The sequence below is a fragment of the Pseudoxanthomonas suwonensis genome, from assembly GCF_000972865.1.
GTDB lineage: Bacteria > Pseudomonadota > Gammaproteobacteria > Xanthomonadales > Xanthomonadaceae > Pseudoxanthomonas > Pseudoxanthomonas suwonensis_B.
The window spans coordinates 2,053,399-2,069,202 of the sequence record NZ_CP011144.1 but is presented as its reverse complement, the minus strand read 5'-3'; the positions used below and the strand labels follow the sequence as shown (position 1 = coordinate 2,069,202).

General features: G+C 66.9%; 15 protein-coding genes. 12 read left to right on the top strand and 3 right to left on the bottom strand.

The window, feature by feature from the left end; translation table 11 throughout:
- The first annotated feature begins 43 nt into the window (after positions 1 to 43).
- The 3 genes from WQ53_RS08590 to WQ53_RS08580 all read left to right on the top strand — a co-directional run bounded on the left by WQ53_RS08590 (position 44) and on the right by WQ53_RS08580 (position 2,040).
- Positions 44 to 766, top strand: coding sequence for a ComF family protein (locus WQ53_RS08590; protein WP_052631790.1), 723 nt, complete (start codon positions 44 to 46; stop codon positions 764 to 766).
- Between the two features lie 114 nt (positions 767 to 880).
- The gene (locus WQ53_RS08585) at positions 881 to 1,435 is read left to right on the top strand and encodes an HdeD family acid-resistance protein (protein ID WP_052631789.1); all 555 of its coding nucleotides are present in this window, start codon (positions 881 to 883) and stop codon (positions 1,433 to 1,435) included.
- 71 nt (positions 1,436 to 1,506) lie between these two features.
- Entirely contained in the window at positions 1,507 to 2,040 is a 534-nt protein-coding gene (locus WQ53_RS08580) for an HdeD family acid-resistance protein (RefSeq protein ID WP_052631788.1), read from the top strand.
- A gap of 292 nt (positions 2,041 to 2,332) precedes the next feature.
- Here the strand turns inward: WQ53_RS08580 and ubiA are convergent, their stop codons facing one another.
- The gene (gene ubiA, locus WQ53_RS08575; RefSeq protein ID WP_052631787.1) at positions 2,333 to 3,241 is read right to left on the bottom strand and encodes a 4-hydroxybenzoate octaprenyltransferase; all 909 of its coding nucleotides are present in this window, start codon (positions 3,239 to 3,241) and stop codon (positions 2,333 to 2,335) included.
- A gap of 392 nt (positions 3,242 to 3,633) precedes the next feature.
- Here ubiA and WQ53_RS08570 point away from each other — a divergent pair, with 392 nt between their 5' ends.
- The gene (locus tag WQ53_RS08570) at positions 3,634 to 4,059 is read left to right on the top strand and encodes a MaoC family dehydratase (protein WP_144409280.1); all 426 of its coding nucleotides are present in this window, start codon (positions 3,634 to 3,636) and stop codon (positions 4,057 to 4,059) included.
- 18 nt (positions 4,060 to 4,077) lie between these two features.
- Here WQ53_RS08570 and WQ53_RS08565 read toward each other — a convergent pair whose 3' ends face one another.
- Positions 4,078 to 6,306: a polysaccharide biosynthesis tyrosine autokinase gene (locus WQ53_RS08565; protein WP_052631785.1), complete on the bottom strand. Its 2,229-nt coding sequence runs from the start codon at positions 6,304 to 6,306 to the stop codon at positions 4,078 to 4,080.
- Positions 6,307 to 6,354: 48 nt separating this feature from the next.
- The gene (locus tag WQ53_RS08560) at positions 6,355 to 6,795 is read right to left on the bottom strand and encodes a low molecular weight protein-tyrosine-phosphatase (protein ID WP_052631784.1); all 441 of its coding nucleotides are present in this window, start codon (positions 6,793 to 6,795) and stop codon (positions 6,355 to 6,357) included.
- 216 nt (positions 6,796 to 7,011) lie between these two features.
- Between WQ53_RS08560 and WQ53_RS08555 the strand changes: the two genes are divergently transcribed.
- The 8 genes from WQ53_RS08555 (at position 7,012) to WQ53_RS16285 (ending at position 15,800) form a co-directional block, all read left to right on the top strand.
- Positions 7,012 to 7,443: a hypothetical protein gene (locus tag WQ53_RS08555; RefSeq protein ID WP_052631783.1), complete on the top strand. Its 432-nt coding sequence runs from the start codon at positions 7,012 to 7,014 to the stop codon at positions 7,441 to 7,443.
- 105 nt (positions 7,444 to 7,548) lie between these two features.
- Positions 7,549 to 8,646: a polysaccharide biosynthesis/export family protein gene (locus WQ53_RS08550; protein ID WP_052631782.1), complete on the top strand. Its 1,098-nt coding sequence runs from the start codon at positions 7,549 to 7,551 to the stop codon at positions 8,644 to 8,646.
- 103 nt (positions 8,647 to 8,749) lie between these two features.
- Complete coding sequence (locus tag WQ53_RS08545; protein WP_236685842.1) at positions 8,750 to 9,370, top strand: YjbF family lipoprotein; 621 nt, start codon at positions 8,750 to 8,752, stop codon at positions 9,368 to 9,370.
- A complete protein-coding gene (locus WQ53_RS08540; protein ID WP_052631781.1) occupies positions 9,370 to 10,146 on the top strand; it encodes a capsule biosynthesis GfcC family protein in 777 nt (258 codons plus the stop codon). The genes WQ53_RS08545 and WQ53_RS08540 overlap by 1 nt, the downstream gene beginning before the upstream one ends.
- A gap of 32 nt (positions 10,147 to 10,178) precedes the next feature.
- Entirely contained in the window at positions 10,179 to 12,371 is a 2,193-nt protein-coding gene (locus WQ53_RS08535) for a YjbH domain-containing protein (RefSeq protein WP_236685841.1), read from the top strand.
- 136 nt (positions 12,372 to 12,507) lie between these two features.
- Complete coding sequence (locus WQ53_RS08530; RefSeq protein ID WP_052631779.1) at positions 12,508 to 13,941, top strand: undecaprenyl-phosphate glucose phosphotransferase; 1,434 nt, start codon at positions 12,508 to 12,510, stop codon at positions 13,939 to 13,941.
- A 10-nt stretch (positions 13,942 to 13,951) separates the two neighbouring features.
- A complete protein-coding gene (locus WQ53_RS08525; RefSeq protein ID WP_052631778.1) occupies positions 13,952 to 14,410 on the top strand; it encodes an adenylyltransferase/cytidyltransferase family protein in 459 nt (152 codons plus the stop codon).
- 232 nt (positions 14,411 to 14,642) lie between these two features.
- Positions 14,643 to 15,800, top strand: coding sequence for an oligosaccharide flippase family protein (locus tag WQ53_RS16285; RefSeq protein ID WP_158497829.1), 1,158 nt, complete (start codon positions 14,643 to 14,645; stop codon positions 15,798 to 15,800).
- The last annotated feature ends 4 nt before the right edge of the window (positions 15,801 to 15,804 follow it).

Below are 15,804 nucleotides of genomic sequence, written 5' to 3'. Positions count from 1 at the left end.
TCTGGAAAGCCACTTCCGGCCTGTCAACCCGAAACAGCAATCCATGGTTTACGGCCCGCTACTTCCGGTCCCGATCCGCGTCCTGCGCCCGCTGGCCGGCCTGTTCGACCGGCTGCTGCCGCTGCGTTGCCTGGTCTGCGCCGAGGCCGGCGCCGACGGCCTGGACCTGTGCCGGGACTGCCGCGCGGCGTTGCCGGCCACCGGCCACGCCTGCGCCAGCTGCGCCCTGCCGCTGCCGGCGCCGGGCCGCTGCGGCCACTGCCTGCGCCGGCCGCCGCCGCTGCACATCGCGCGGGCCGCGTTCGTCTACGCCGCACCGCTGGACCGGCTGCTGCCGCGGCACAAGTTCCGCCACGACCTGGCCGCCGGCCGCCTGCTGGCGCGGTTGATGGCCGACGCGTTCGTCGCCTGCGAACGGCCGCAGGCGCTGGTCCCGGTGCCGCTGCACCGCGGCCGCCTGCGCCAGCGCGGCTACGACCAGGCCCTGGAGCTGGCGCGGCCGCTGGCCGCGCGCCTGCGCCTGCCGCTGCGCGCGGACCTGCTGCGACGCGAGCGCGCCACCGCGGCGCAGTCGGAACTGGATGCGGCGGCGCGGCGGCGCAACCTGCGCGGCGCCTTCCGCGTCGCCGACCGGCCGCTGCCGGACCACGTGGCGCTGGTGGACGACGTGATGACCACCGGCGCGACCCTGCATGCCGCCGCCACCGCGCTGCACCGCGCCGGGGTGGCGCGGGTGGACGCCTGGGTCTGCGCACGGGTGCCCTGAGCGGATGCGGGCGGCGTGCGGACGCGGAACCGTCATTTGACAGTCGCCCGCGCACAGGAGTATCGGTGCGCAGGCCGGCGGGCCATCGCGGCTCCCCTCATCGCAGGAGGCAGCATGCAAGCGGGTACAGCGGAAGAAGTACGTCGCAGCTGGTGGGTGTCGGTGGTGTTCGGCCTGATCGGGATCGCCTTCGGCCTGCTGACCCTGGCCAAGCCGTTCCAGGCGCTGGTGGCGATGGCCTGGGCATTCGGCATCCTCGCCCTGGCCGACGGCATCGCCAGCCTGCTGGCGCTGTTCGACAAGCGCGTGGCCATCCCCAAGTCGTGGCTGCTGCTGTATGCGGTGGCGTCCATCGCCTTCGGCGTCATCGCCGTGGCCAACCCGAAGGCCACTGCCGGCATCCTGTTCCTGCTGCTGTCGTTCTGGCTGATCGTCGCCGGCGTGTTCCGCATCGTGTTCGCCATCCGCGTGCGCAAGGAGATCGTCGGCGAGTGGCTGATCGCGCTCAGCGGCGTGCTGGCGATCGTGCTGGGCGTGCTGTTCCTGCGCAATCCGGCGATCGGCCTGTTGACCACCGCCATCTGGATCGGCGCCGGCGCGCTGGCCTATGGCGTGCTGCAGGTATTCGCCGGCTTCCGGTTCCGCAAGCACAAGCCGCTGGAGGCCTGAACACCGCCACGGCGAGGTGTTCCGCCGGCGGCACCGGTCGCCGGCTTTTCCCCTGGCTCCTGGAGGATTCCATGTCGCGTTCCTGGTGGGTATTCCTGCTGTACGGATTGATGGCGATCGTGTTCGGCCTGTTCGCGCTGTTTCAGCCGCAGGCGACGATATGGGTGGTGCTGATGGCCGTGGGCGTGCTGGCCCTGGGCGACGGCGTGGTCAGCCTGCTGAGTGCGTTCCGCAAGGAGGTGGCGCTGCCGACCTGGCTGCTGCTGGTCTACGCGGCGCTGTCGATCGGCTTCGGCCTGCTGCTGCTGTTCCAGACCCAGGCGGTGGCGACGTTCGTGATCTGGCTGCTGGCGGCATGGCTGATCGTGGCCGGCCTCGCGCGCATCGTCTTCGCGGTCCAGATGCGCGAGGTGATCGACGGCAAATGGCTGCTTTGGCTGAGCGGCGCGGTGGCGATCGGCCTGGGCGTGTGGTTCCTGTTCAACACCCGCGTCGGCGGCGTGGCGATCGCCTGGTGGCTGGGCATCGGTGCGCTGCTGTATGGGGTGCTGCAGGTGGCGCTGGCCTTCTACATGCGCAAGCGGGTGGTGCGGGTGGTGGGCTGAGGTCGCGTGGTGATGCCTCGCGCGCGGGCGGGAGCAGTTCCAGCCCGCGCGCGGCCACTGCGAACGATCTGGCATTTCTGTAGGAGCCCACTTCAGTGGGCGACACGGGTGTCGGGAGCATGAGGGCGTCGCCTGGGCCGACGGCGTCGGGTCGCCGGCTGAACCCGGCTCCTACAACAGCCACGGCGCGGCCGCCTTCCGTAGGAGCTGACTTCAGTCGGCGACACGAGCGTCGGAAGCATGAGGACGTCGCCTGGGCCGATGGCGTCGGGTCGCCGGCTGAACCCGGCTCCTACAAGGGGAGGGCGTAGTGCAGGGCGATGCCGGCGAACACCGCTGCGCCGATCCAGTTGTTGTGCAGGAACGCGCGGAAGCAGGCGTCGCGGTCGCGCCCGCGGGCGATCCAGAACTGCCAGGCCACCAGCACGGCGGCCGCGCCCAGCGCGATCCAGTACGGCATGCCCAGCTGCGCCTGCCGGCCGACCAGCGCCAGCGTCAGCAGCGCCAGTGCGTAAAGGATGCCCTGCGCGACCAGGTCCAGGTCGCCGAACAGGATCGCGGTCGATTTCGAGCCCGCGCGCAGGTCGTCCTCGCGGTCGACCATCGCGTACCAGGTGTCGTAGGCGGTGGCCCAGAGGATGTTGGCGCAGTACAGCAGCCAGGCCAGTGCCGGCACCGTGCCCTGCACCGCGGCGAACGCCATCGGGATGCCCCAGCCGAAGGCCATGCCCAGGTAGACCTGCGGCAGGTAGGTGTGGCGCTTGAGGTAGGGATAGGTCGAGGCCAGGAACAGGCCGGCGAAGCTCAGCCACACCGTCAGCCGGTTGAGCGTGAGCACCAGCGCGAAGGCGGCCAGCATCAGTACCGCGAACACCACCAGCGCCTCGCGCCCGGACACCGCGCCGGTAGCCAGCGGCCGGTCCTGCGTGCGCTCGACCTGCGGGTCGAGCCAGCGGTCGGCGTAGTCGTTGATCACGCAGCCGGCCGAGCGGGTCAGCCACACCCCGGCGGTGAACACGAACAGCGTCCACAGCGGCGGCACCCCGCCGGCGGCCAGCCACAGCGCCCACCAGGTCGGCCACAGCAGCAGCAGCACGCCGATCGGGCGGTCACCGCGGATCAGCCTCCAGTACTGGGACAGGCGCTCGCGCCACCAGGGTGGTGGCACGTGGACAGGGGATTCGTAGCGTTCGTAACTCATGCGCGCAAGGTTAGCAGCCGATTCGGCCATGCCGGTGCGCTCGACCTGGTGGCGTGCTGCCGGGCGCAGACAAACCGTCGTCCCGCCTTCGCCGGGACGACGGGACTGACGAAGGCGTTGGGATTTCGTCGGTCGGGGCTGGAAAAGACTGGGGGTCGCGGCATGACCAGACATTCGTCTGTGATGGAGCGCTTCGCCGGGACGACGGGATGGGCAGCTGGGTGAGCCCATCTCGTTCTTGCGACAGCCCGGGCCAGCGGGAGCCGGCGATGCCCCGGGTCATAATGGCGCCACCCCCACGACCACGGCTGGCGGATGAGACACGAACCGATTCCACGCGCTCCCGGCATCGCCGGCCGGCCGTTCCACGCACACCCGGACGCATGAACGCCATGGACGGAAACCCGAACGAGGCCACCCGCACCATCGCCATCCGCGCCGAGGACATCGAGCGCTTCGTCGCACTGGTCGGCGACCGCAACCCGATCCACGTCGACGAGGATTACGCCGCCGGCACGCGCTTCCAGCGGCGCATCGCACCCGGGATGCTGGTGGCCAGCTACATCAGCGCGGTGATCGCCAACCAGCTCCCGGGCCCGGGCGTGATCTACCTGGAGCAGAACCTGCGCTTCGAAGCCCCGGTCCACATCGGTGACACGATCACCGCGAAAGTCCGCGTGGTCGAGCGGCCGCGGCCGGACCGGCTGCGGCTGGAGACCACCTGCAGCAACCAGTCCGGCCAGCGCGTGCTCAGCGGCACGGCGCTGGTGCAGGTGTCGCCGCCGGTGCCGGCGGAAGCAGGAACCGGCCCCGCCTGAGCCGGTGTTCGCCCCGGTTCAGCTCTCGCGGGCCGAGGCGTACTCGTAGTAGCCGTAGCTGTAGTAGCCGGTGGCGCGCTTCTCCACCGCGTTGAAGATCGCGCCCTTGACCTGCACGCCGTTCTGCTCGAACCGCTTCATGGTCAGCAGGATCTCGCGCGGCTGGTTGATCCCGAAGCGGGTCACCAGCAGGTTCGAGCCGGCGTGGGAGCCGACCAGCGCCGCGTCGGTCACCGCCAGGATCGGCGGGGTGTCGATGATCACCAGGTCGTAGCGCGGCGCCAGCGACTCCAGCAGGCGGCCGAAGCGCGGGTGCATCAGCAGCTCGGACGGATTCGGCGGGATGTCGCCGCGCAGCAGGAAGTGCATGTTCTCCAGGCCACCGACCGGGTGGATCGCCGCGTCGACCTCGAGCTTGCCGGCCAGCACGTCGGACAGGCCCGGCGCCGGCTGCATGCCCAGCACCTTGTGCAGGGTGCCCTTGCGCATGTCGGCGTCGATCAGCAGCACCTTCTGCCCGCCCTGCGCGATCACCGCAGCCAGGTTGGCGGAGACGAAGGTCTTGCCCACGCCCGGGCGCGGGCCGGAGATGGCCAGGATGTTGTTCTTGGCCTCCAGCATGGCGAAGTGCAGGCTGGTGCGCAGGCTGCGCAACGCTTCCACCGCCAGGTCGGCCGGCTCGCCGACCGCGAGCAGGTGCTGGCGGCCATCGGCCACGATCCTGTGCTCGCCGCCACGCGCGCGGCGCACGGTCGGCAGCGCCTTGGAGCTGCTCAGCGGAATGGCGGCATAGACCGGCAGGCCGAGCTCCTCGATCTGCGCCGGGTCCTCGATGCCCGGGTTGAGCATGCGCTGCAGGAACACCGCGCCCACCGCCAGGAAGCCGCCGAGCAGGGTCGCGACCAGCACCACCAGCGACCTGCGCGGCTTGACCGGCTTGGCGGTGTCGGCCACCGCCGGGTCGACGATGCGCACGTTGCCGACGCTGCCGGCGCGGGCCACGTCCAGCTGCTGGGCCTGGTTGAGCAGGGCGGTGTACAGCTCGTTGCTGACCTGCAGGTCGCGGGTCAGGCGCAGCAGTTCCTGCTGGGTGTCGGGCAGCTGGCTGACCTCGCGGCGGAAGCCGGCCTTGCGCGACTCCAGGTCGCCAATCTGCTTGAGCAGCGCGCGGTAGGCCGGGTGCTCGCGGGTGAAGCTGCGGTCCATCTCGGCCTGCTTCAGGCGCAGCTGCTGGATGCTGCTCTCCACCGCCACTTCCTGCTCCAGCAGGCCCTTGGTCTGCAGGGTGATGTCGACCGAATTGGCGCGCGACTGGTAGGCGCTCATCAGCGCCTGCGCCTCCTCCACCTGCCTGCGCACGGTCGGCAGCTGGTCCTTGACGAACTGCAGCTGCGAAGCGGCCTCGGCCGAGCTGCGGTCCACGTTCTGGCGGACGTAGGCCTCGGCGACCTTCTGCACCACCGCCTCGGCACGCAGCGGGTCGGTGTCCTCGTAGGTCAACCGCAGGATGCCGGACTCCTTGCCCTGTTCGGACGCCTTGATGTCCTGCTGCAGCCCGGTGATCACGTCCAGCCGGCGCCGCTTGGTCACTTCGAAGCGGGTGCCCGGGTTGGCGTCCAGCGCCGCAACCTCCAGGACCAGGCCCCGGCCCTCGGCCGTCTGCCCGACCTGGCCGCTCAGCAGTTCGTTGCCATCGTCGTCGAGCAGCACGTAGCGCCCGTCATCGCCGGCCACCAGGCGCAGCGGCGCGTCCACCAGGACCGGGGGAACGTCCAGCCGTTCGATCCGCAGCGACTCGCCGCCCCAGCCGTAGCGCGCCATGCCCAGCCAGGGCGATGCGACCTCGCCTTCCTCCGCGGGGTGGAAGCGCCGGGCGAGGAAAGCGCCCAGCAGCGGGAATCGGGCCGGCTCGACCATCGTGTCCAGGTGCAACTGGTCCACCGCAGTGCCGACCACGCTGCGCGAGGTCAGCAGGGCCACCTCGGTGGTGGATGCGGTGCTGCCGCTGCCGGCCAGCGAGGTCAGGTCGGACAGGCCGGGGATGGACGGCATCTTCGACTCGACCTGGACCATGGCCTGGGCCTGGTAAACCGGCGGAGCCAGCAGCGCATAGGCGACGCCGACCACGAAGAACAGGGCGGTAACCCCCACGATCCACCACTTGCGGTCGACCAGCAGACCCAGCAGCTCGCGCAGGTCGATCTCGTCCTCGTCCCTGGCCGCACCCGCTCCCATTTGCTTCGTCATGACTTCCACTTGCCTTCCGGTACTGCCCGCGTCGCCGCGGCGCGCTGCTTATTTGATGTAGGGGGCCCAACTGGCGACGCAGTCGTCGATCAGGCCATAGACGTGCTCGAACGCCGCCCGCTGCTGCCGGTAGGGGTCGGGGATCTCCCGCCCCCCCCGCCACTTGCCCAGCAGGAAGGTCTTGCCACTGACCTGCGGCACTTCGCGGACGATCCGCGACAGGTGCGCCTGCTCCATCACCAGGATCAGGTCGGCCGCCGCCAGCACCGAGGAGCTGGCCTGGCGCGCCTGGTGCCCGTCCGGATCGTGGCCGGCCTCCCGCAGCAACCCGGCCGCCGTCGGATCTATCGGCCGGCCCACCAGCGCCTGCAGCCCGGCCGACGCGACCTCGACGCCAGGCCGCCCCTGCAGGCGGTGGCGCATCAGGATTTCGGCGGTGGGACTGCGGCAGATATTGCCGATGCAGACCAACAACAACTTCTTGAACACGCGGACCCGAGCCTTCCTTCTTGATGCCCCCTGTGGCCGAGGCTCCGACCAGGCGCGACAGCTTACCCGAACGGGTCCAATACGCGGACGCCCCAATGACGCTCCAGCACCGCCAAATTGTGACACAAGTCCTTGTCTTGATTGACACTCGCCTCCACGCCCGCGTAATGTCCCGCGCTGCACCAGCAACACGCTGCCTACACCTCAGGGGACCCCATGACGTCGAAACTTCTGCCGCTCGGCCTGGCCATCGTGGTCGCGCTGTCGGGCCAGCCTTACGCCTTCGCCCAGACCGCTCCGCAGGATCCCGCGGATACCGCCACGGAAGAGGACGGCGCTCCCGCCGGCACCGACCAGGCGGTGGAAGAGGGCAGCAGCAACACCGCGCTGGTGGTCGGCACCGCGCTGGTGGTCGGCGCCGCACTGGCGGCCGGCGGCGGTGGCGGCGGCAAGAAGTCCACCCCCCCCGTGAATCCGGACCCTGGCACCCCGCCGCCTCCGGGACCGGGCCCTGGCGGTCCCGACCCGGGTGATGGCGACGGCGACGGCGACGGCCCCGGCGGTACGACCGGCACCACCGGAACTACGGGGACCACCGGCACCACCGGAACGACCGGAACGACCGGCACCAGCGGGACCGGCGGCTGATTCCCGAACCCCGGCAGTAGCCCTCAAGCCCGGCGTGGTCATCCCGCCGGGCTTTCTGGCGACTTGCGTCCAAGCAAGCCGCCACTTTCGACTGGAACGCAGTAGATGAACCTGTACCGCCCCTTCGCCATCGCCGTGCTGGCGATGTCCTGCCTGTCCGGTTGCCTCTGGTCTCCCGGCCAGCACCTGGGCAGGACCACACCGGGACCGGCGCAGGTCCGTACCGCCGGCAACGACCAGCTCGACCTGATCGCCATCACACCCAAGTTGATCGCGATGGACCGCGCAGTGCAGGGCAACGGTGCGATCCCGCCGGCCCTGGCCGAGTTCCAGCCGCCGGCCTACACCATCGGCCCGGGCGACGTCCTCTACATCACCGTCTGGGACCACCCGGAACTGACCGTGCCGGCCGGACCACAGCAGCAGCTCAACGCCGCTGGCCGCCTGGTACAGGGCGACGGCACCCTGTTCTATCCCTACGTCGGCAAGCTACAGGCTGCCGGCAAGACACCGACCGCGTTGCGCGACGAGCTGGCTTCCCGGCTGTCCAAGGTCATCGAATCGCCGCAGGTCGACGTGTCCATCCTCACCTACGCCAGCCAGCGCGTCTGGGTGACCGGCGCAGCGCAGAAATCGGCCGTGGTGCCGCTGACGGTGGTGCCGCTGACCCTGCACGACGCGATCAGCAACGCCGGCTTCGACCCCAACGACGCCGACCTGTCCGGCGTGCGCCTGACCCGCGACGGCGCCACCTACACCCTGGACATGGCGCGCCTGGGCGGCCGGCCGATCTACCTGCAGGCCAACGACCACATCTACATCCCGTACCTCGACGCGAAGGAAGTGTTCGTGGTCGGCGAGGTCAACCTGCCCGGCGCGCAGAACTTCAAGACCGGCAGCATCAGCCTGAGCCAGGCCCTGGGCCGCTCGCGCGGGCTGGCCCAGGCCACCTCCAACGGCAACGCCGTGTACGTGATCCGCGGCTCGAACGACCTGCAGGCCAAGCCATCGGTGGTCTACCAGCTGGAAGCCGCCAATCCGGCCGCCTTTGCCGTGGCCAGCCAGTTCGAGCTGCTGCCGGGCGACGTGGTCTTCGTCGGCACCGCCGGCATCACCCGCTGGAGCCGCTTCGTCAGCCAGCTGTTGCCGTTCTCCGGAATCATCAGCAATGCCGCCAGCGTGAGCTCGGATCTTTCGAACTGAGCGGCGGTCCCCCTTGCAGTACCTAAGCAATCCAGTGCCGGGCGCGGCCCGCCAGCGGAGCGCCCCAGGCGGGCGCGACGCGGGGTGGGCGACGCTGGCCGGAGTGGTCCTGGCGGCGGCCGTTCTCGGCGGCTGCAGCAACACCACCCTGGACATCGTGCGCGACGTCGCCGGCAGCCGCGCCGACATCGCGCCCGACGCCGAGGCGATCGCGGCCAGCCCCTACGCGCGCATCCAGGTCAAGGGCGCCGGCGTGAGCGCGGTGATGGTGCTGGGCAACGACGACGACGGCCGCCTGTCCTGGTACAGCGACCGCAGGCACGTCGTGTTCCTGCGCGACGGCCTGCTGGTCGGCAGCGCCGGCCTGGGCCGGGACGTCGACGGGATCCACGTCGAGGGCGACAACCCGTTCCTGGACCTGGCCCGCCTCGACGGGCAACCGGTGGCGGTCGCGCGCCGCTACGACTGGCGCGAGGGCTACCGCTACGGCGTGCCGGTGACCGGCCTGCTGCAGCGTCGCGGCACGCAGGCCGTGGAGATCCTCGGGACCACGCGCACGCTCGTGCATTTCGAGGAAACGCTGCGCGGGCCGGGCGTGGACGCACGCAACGAATACTGGGCCGACCCCGACACCGGCTTCATCTGGAAGAGCCGCCAGCTGCTGGCGCCGGGCGTGAGCCTGGAGATCGTGCAGCTCAAGCCGTACCGGGCGGGGAGGCGCTGATGCGCGTTCTTGTCCTGTTCGCCTGCCTGGTGGCGGGACTGCCGGCTGCGATTGATGGCGTCCGCGCGCAGGAGGTGCGTGTCCAGGTCTCCGGCGAGGTCCGGCACCCGGGCGAGCACGTGCTGCCGGCCAGCAAGCGCTTCGCCGATGCCGCGCTGGCCGCCGGACCGACCATGCGGGCTTATCCGCTGGGTGCGGCCGTGCTGCGCCCGGCGGCCGAGGACGAGCAGCGACGGCTCAAGGCCGGCCTGCTGCACGACCTGGAAGTCCTCGCCACCTTCCCGGATGTCATGCCGGAAGTGGCCGCACGCGCCGATGCCCTGCGCGGCTGGATCGACACCTTGCCGGTGACCGGTCGCATGCGCGTCGAGCTGGATCCGCGACGGCTGGAGATGGATCCGGCTTACAACCGCCGGCTGGCCAGCGGCGACCGCTTCGTCTACCCGCCGCGACCGGCCACGGTGCAGGTGGTCGGCGCCGTCGCCGCGCCTTGCATCCTGGCCCACCTCCCGCTGCGCGATGCGGCCGGTTACCTGCGCGATTGCATCCCGGCCGCCGGCGCCGATCGCGACTTGTTGTACGCCATCCAGCCCGACGGCGAGGTACAGCGCCTGGGCATCGCGCTGTGGAACCGCAGCGCGCCGCAGGCGCTGGCCCCCGGTGCGGTGTTGTACGTGCCGCTCGATGAGCGCGCGCTGCGTGGATTGGTCCCGGACCTCAACGAGGAAGTGGCGCAGTTCATCGCCACCCAGACGTTGCCGGTGGCGGCGCCATGAACGCATGCCACCCGATCCGGCGGTGCGCACCGATGGCCAGCCTGCTCGCGCTGGCGGTCAGCGGCAGCCTGCACGCGCAGTCGCCGACGCCGGCGACCCAGAGCGACTGGGGTGGCGCCGGCCTGCTGCAGACACCAACCGCGCGCATGGCCGACGACGGCGAGTTCGCGTTCACCGCCAGCCATACCTCGCCCTACAGCCGGTACAACTTCTCGCTGCAGCCGTTTCCGTGGTTCGAGGGCACGTTCCGCTATATCAACGTGGCGGGGGTTCGCTATGGCCCGCAGTGGTTCAGTGGCGACCAGAACTACAAGGACAAGTCGATCGACTTCAAGCTGCGGCTGTGGGAAGAGAGCCGCTGGCTACCCGAAGTCGCATTCGGCGTCCGGGACCTTGGCGGAACCGGCCTGTTCTCCAGCGAGTATGGCGTTGCCAGCAAGCGCTTCGGCCCTGTCGATGCCAGCATCGGCCTGGCTACCGGCTACCTGGGTAGCAATGGTGACTTCGAGAACCCCTTGGGATGGATCGACGATCGCTTCAATCATCGACCTGACCCCACAAGCGCGGTAGTCAATGCGGGCAAGCTCGGGCTCCGGTACATGTTCCGCGGGCCGGTCGGCGTGTTCGGCGGCGTCGCCTGGCAGACGCCCTGGGAGCCGCTGTTAGTCAAAGTCGAATACGACGGCCATGACTACGAACACGAACCGCGCGTCGGCACCCTGCTCCATGACTCCCGCTTCAACTTCGGCCTGCAATACAGCGCCAGTCCTGGCGTGAAGCTGAGTCTGGGCTGGCAGCGCGGCAACGAACTGTCGGCCGCGCTGACCCTGCGCGGCAACTTGGCCAGCGCGGAACGGCAGATGCGCTGGATGGACCCGCCGAAGGTGCCGCTGTACGAGGACAACCGGTCGTTGAACCGGAAGGACGCGATCGCGCCAACCGGTGAAGCGGCCGACGTCGAGTCGGGCGTCGATCATGCGGCCGGTCCGCTCGCCGGCGTGCCCCCGCTGCGCCCGGAGCGGAACTGGGACGAAGTCGCCCGCTGGCTCGGGGTCAATGCGGGCATCGCGGTGCAGGACGTCAGCGTCAGCGGACGCGAATTGATCGTGCGCGGCTCGCAGCGTCGCTATTTCTACCCGGCCGAGGCGCTGGGACGCACGGCCCGCGTCCTCGACAACTCGGTCGGCCCGGAGATCGACTGGTTCACGATCGAGCACACCCGCCACGGCCTGCCGCTGGCGCAGACCAGCGTCTCGCGCCAGGCATTGGCCGATTACGTGAAGCGCGACATCGACCTGGACACCCTGGCCCGGCAGGTTGAACTCAACCCGCCGGGCAGTTCACGCGAGGGAAACACGGTCTACAAAGCCCCGCTGCGTCGCGGCAACTGGAACGTCGCGCCCGGCTTCAGCCAGATCATCGGCGGTCCCGATGCATTCCTGCTCTACCAGGTCAGCGTCAATGCCGACGCAGGCTGGCGGTTCTCGCCACATACCTGGCTGTCGGGCACGGTCAGCGCCAACGTGCTTAACAACTACGACCGGTTCCGGTACGACGCGCCCAGCAAACTGCCGCGCGTGCGCACCGACATGCGCCAGTACGTGACCACGTCCGACATCACGGTGCCCAACCTGCAGCTGACCACCGCAAGAGCTCTGGGCCGCGACCTGTACGGGATGGCCTATGCCGGCATGCTGGAATCGATGTTCGGCGGCATCGGAGGTGAGGTGCTGTACCGGCCGTTCGGCGAACGCTGGGCCTTGGGCGTGGACGCCAACTGGGTGCAGCAGCGCGACTACAACCAGCATTTCGGCTTCCGCGACTACCGGGTGGCCACCGGCCACGCCACGCTCTACCAAAGCTTCGGCCGCCAGCAGCGGGTGGTCGGCTCCCTGGCCGCCGGCCGCTACCTGGCCGGCGACTGGGGCGCGACGCTGAACGTGGCCCGCGCCTTCCCCAACGGGGTGACGATGGGCGCATGGGCCACCAAGACCAACGTCTCCTCGGCCGATTTCGGCGAGGGCAGCTTCGACAAGGGCATCTACCTCACCCTGCCCATGGACTTCCTGCTGCCGCGCTCCACCCGCGGCCGGGCCAGCCTGGTTTGGAACCCGCTGCTGCGCGACGGCGGCGCCGGGCTGTTCCGCCGCTACGCCCTGTATCCGTTGACGAGCGAGCGCGATGGGGACCTGCTGTTCGACAACCTGCGGTACATCGACCCATGACCACTCCCATCCGGGAGTCGACCGGCCCGACTGCTTTGTTATGCTCGTCACACTGCTGCAATGCAGCAGGCACCCCGGCTGTGTGGGTAACCCCACGCAAAGGGACCCGGGGAACGTAGTACAGGGGGAAATCGCAATGCTCTACACACCACTTCGGCCCTATGCCGAGGTCAAGTCAGGCTCGGTCAGCAAATTCTCGGCCGCGCTTGGCGCCACCCTCCGCCTTGGTGACCCAGCCATGCTGGTGACGGGCGCGTTGCTGGCCCACGGGCTGCGTTTCGGCAATCTGGCGCTTCCGCTGGATTACGTGCGCATCGTCGTGCTGACGGTACTGTTCGCCCTGCTCGTATTCGGTGCCTCTCCTCTTTACCGCAGCTGGCGCGGGCGCGGATTGACCGCCGAAGTGTTCCAGCTGGCGCTGCAGTGGATCATGGTGTTCGCCGGCCTGGTGCTGTACACCGCCGTTCTGCAGGTGACAGAGTCATTGTCGCGGCTGTGGCTGGGCGCTTGGTTCGGCCTGAGCTTGGCTGGCGCCGTGGCATTGCGCGTCGCCACCCGCAGCGCCGCCGCCTGGATCCGTGCGCAGGGCATGGACCTGCGTACCGCCGTGATCGTCGGTGCCAATCCCGATGCCCAGCGCATCGTCAACACGATGCACAGCGAGACATGGATGGGTATCCGCGTGGAGGGCTGGTTCGCCACCCACGCCGACCGCAGCCCCCTGTCCGGCGTGCCGCCGCTGGGCAGGATCGACGGCCTGGCCGGCTACGTGGAGTCCCGGCACATAGACCAGGTCTGGATCGCGCTGCCCATGCGCGAGCAGGCGCAGATCGCCTACGTGCTGCGCCAGCTCGAGCACTCCACCGCGGAGATCAAGCTGCTGCCGGACCTGTTCGGTCTCCAGCTGCTCAACCATTCGGTCGAACAGATCGGCGGGCTGCCGGTGCTCAACCTGCGCTCCAGCCCACTGGATGGGCCCGCGCACGCGATCAAGTCGGTGATGGACCGCGTCCTGGCCAGCCTGATTCTGCTGTTGATCGCACCGCTGCTGGCGGCTATCGCCATCGGTGTGAAGCTCAGCTCGCCCGGCCCGGTGCTGTTCCGGCAGCTGCGGCATGGCATGGGTGGCAAACCGATCGAGGTATGGAAGTTCCGCAGCATGCGCCTGCACGAGGAGCACGACGGCCAGGTCATCCAGGCCCGCCGCGGCGATGCGCGCGTCACTCCTTTCGGCGCCTTCCTGCGCCGCACCAGCCTGGACGAACTGCCGCAGTTCTTCAACGTACTGCAGGGAACGATGTCGATCGTCGGCCCGCGTCCACACGCGTTGGCCCACAACGAGCAGTACAAGGCCTTGGTTGACCGCTACATGCAGCGGCACCGGGTCAAGCCAGGCATTACTGGCTGGGCTCAGGTCAACGGCCTGCGTGGCGAGACCGACACGGTCTCCAAGATGGCCCGACGGGTGGAGTACGACCTGTACTACCTGCAGAACTGGTCCCCGTGGTTTGACCTGCGGATCATCGTGATGACCGTAGTCAAAGGTTTTGTAGGAAAGAATGCATTCTGAGGAATAGAAAGTGCGCACTGTCTTGACATATGGAACTTTCGACTTGTTTCACGTAGGGCACTTAAATGTGCTGTCTCGTCTCCGAGAGATGGGAGATCGCTTGATTGTCGGAGTATCAACTGACCGATTCAATGAAACAAAGGGAAAACAAACCATCGTCCGTTTCCAAGATCGCGCACGCATAGTTCAATCATTAAAATGCGTGGATTTGGTTATTCCGGAGGACAGTTGGGAGCAAAAGGCCGAAGACATTAAAGAGCATAATGTCACTGTCTTCGGAATTGGGGACGATTGGAAAGGCAAGTTTGATGACCTTAAAGATCTATGCACGGTTGCCTATCTGCCTCGGACCGACAACATATCGAGCACAGACCTAAAAAGACTATTGAGTATTCTTGATAAATCACACATCTCGGAGCTTAAGCAAGCCCTTGATTTAATATCATCAATTGTTGATAGGTTCGAATAACCATTCGACCGTTCTTAAGTGTTCGTTCCGTGTTGCAATACCGGCTTCCTCAATATGCGCCTAGTTCCTATGCATCCCTGCAGATCACTTCGTCATGAACTTTACATCCGCTTAATTTTACGGCGGAGCTTCTAACGTGGCAGGTGAAAGTCCGGACGATAGCAAGAGCAGATTCTTAGTAAACGCGCGCGCATTGGCTATCGCGCAACTCGTCAGTTACGCCATCCCTCTTATGATGGCCCCCTATCTTGCAAGGACTCTTGGTCTCGAAGCATTCGGCATACTTGCGCTGGGCTTGGCTCTGGTTCAAGCGGGAAGCGTCGTAGTTGACTATGGCTTCAACCTATCCGCGACTCATCGCATAGCGACCTCCAAGGATAACAAGCGCGCTACGAATCAAATACTCGGGGCCGTTACAGCATGCAAGACCGTTCTTTTGCTCATAGTTTGCCTGTCAGTAGTTTCATACCTGCTGCTATTTCCTGACAGTCAAAAGTATGCCCCCTTCTTCCTATTGATGTTAATTCCGCTAGCGGGCCAGACGTACCAGCCTGTTTGGTTCTATCAGGGCATAGAGCTAATGAGGCCGCTTACTTTATATACCATTGGATCCAGGTTGATATTTTTGTGCCTGACGGTCCTGCTCGTCCACGCACCAACGGATCTTATCTGGGTGGCACTGGCTAATGGCATTGGTCATTTGGCCGCAGCCGCAGCCGCTACATATACTGTGTTGAAGCTCGGCTACCGATACAAATGGCCTAGCTGGCGAGCAATGAAAGCCGCAATTCGCGAGTCCACTCCCTTTTTTTGGTCTCGAGCCGCCGTCATGACCTATACGTCAGGGGCTACGCTGGCTCTCGGCGCCTTCGCTGGTGCAGCACAAGTGGCCCAATACTCGGCTGCTGAGCAAATATACCGCGGCCTGCAAGCGTTATTCTCTCCGATTCCTCAGGCCCTTTACCCAAACATGGCCAAAGAACGGAACTTGAATCTATTCGCGACTGTGCTTAAAGGCACCATATGTCTATCGATTGTCGCGATAGCAGCCGGTATTTTAGTCGGGGAATGGCTACTAGTTATACTGTTTGGAGAGGAATTTAGAGGAAGCTATTCAATACTCGTGGTTTTCATGGGTATATATGCAGTAACAATGCCATCAATGCTGCTCGGATATCCCCTGCTAGGCGCCTTTGGAAAACTAGACATAGCAAATAGGACTGTACTTCTTGGCGGCATTCTTCAGGTACTTTGCCTCATAGTTGTTTATATCAGTGGGCTTGGGGCACTGGCAGTGGCGACCTCAATTCTGTTGGTTGAACTTTCAATATTGTGTTTTAGAGCATACTACGCTGCATCCTTGTATAGAAAATATTTCGCACAAAGCTGATTTA

Excerpts from the sequence above, each read along its gene's own strand:
- WQ53_RS08590 (WP_052631790.1), top strand. The coding sequence starts at position 44 with ATGGTTTACGGCCCGCTACTTCCGGTCCCGATCCGCGTCCTGCGCCCG.
- WQ53_RS08585 (WP_052631789.1), top strand. The coding sequence starts at position 881 with ATGCAAGCGGGTACAGCGGAAGAAGTACGTCGCAGCTGGTGGGTGTCG.
- WQ53_RS08580 (WP_052631788.1), top strand. The coding sequence starts at position 1,507 with ATGTCGCGTTCCTGGTGGGTATTCCTGCTGTACGGATTGATGGCGATC.
- ubiA (WP_052631787.1), bottom strand. The coding sequence starts at position 3,241 with ATGAGTTACGAACGCTACGAATCCCCTGTCCACGTGCCACCACCCTGG.
- WQ53_RS08570 (WP_144409280.1), top strand. The coding sequence starts at position 3,634 with ATGGACGGAAACCCGAACGAGGCCACCCGCACCATCGCCATCCGCGCC.
- WQ53_RS08565 (WP_052631785.1), bottom strand. The coding sequence starts at position 6,306 with ATGACGAAGCAAATGGGAGCGGGTGCGGCCAGGGACGAGGACGAGATC.
- WQ53_RS08555 (WP_052631783.1), top strand. The coding sequence starts at position 7,012 with ATGACGTCGAAACTTCTGCCGCTCGGCCTGGCCATCGTGGTCGCGCTG.
- WQ53_RS08550 (WP_052631782.1), top strand. The coding sequence starts at position 7,549 with ATGAACCTGTACCGCCCCTTCGCCATCGCCGTGCTGGCGATGTCCTGC.
- WQ53_RS08540 (WP_052631781.1), top strand. The coding sequence starts at position 9,370 with ATGCGCGTTCTTGTCCTGTTCGCCTGCCTGGTGGCGGGACTGCCGGCT.
- WQ53_RS08535 (WP_236685841.1), top strand. The coding sequence starts at position 10,179 with ATGGCCAGCCTGCTCGCGCTGGCGGTCAGCGGCAGCCTGCACGCGCAG.
- WQ53_RS08530 (WP_052631779.1), top strand. The coding sequence starts at position 12,508 with ATGCTCTACACACCACTTCGGCCCTATGCCGAGGTCAAGTCAGGCTCG.
- WQ53_RS16285 (WP_158497829.1), top strand. The coding sequence starts at position 14,643 with ATGATGGCCCCCTATCTTGCAAGGACTCTTGGTCTCGAAGCATTCGGC.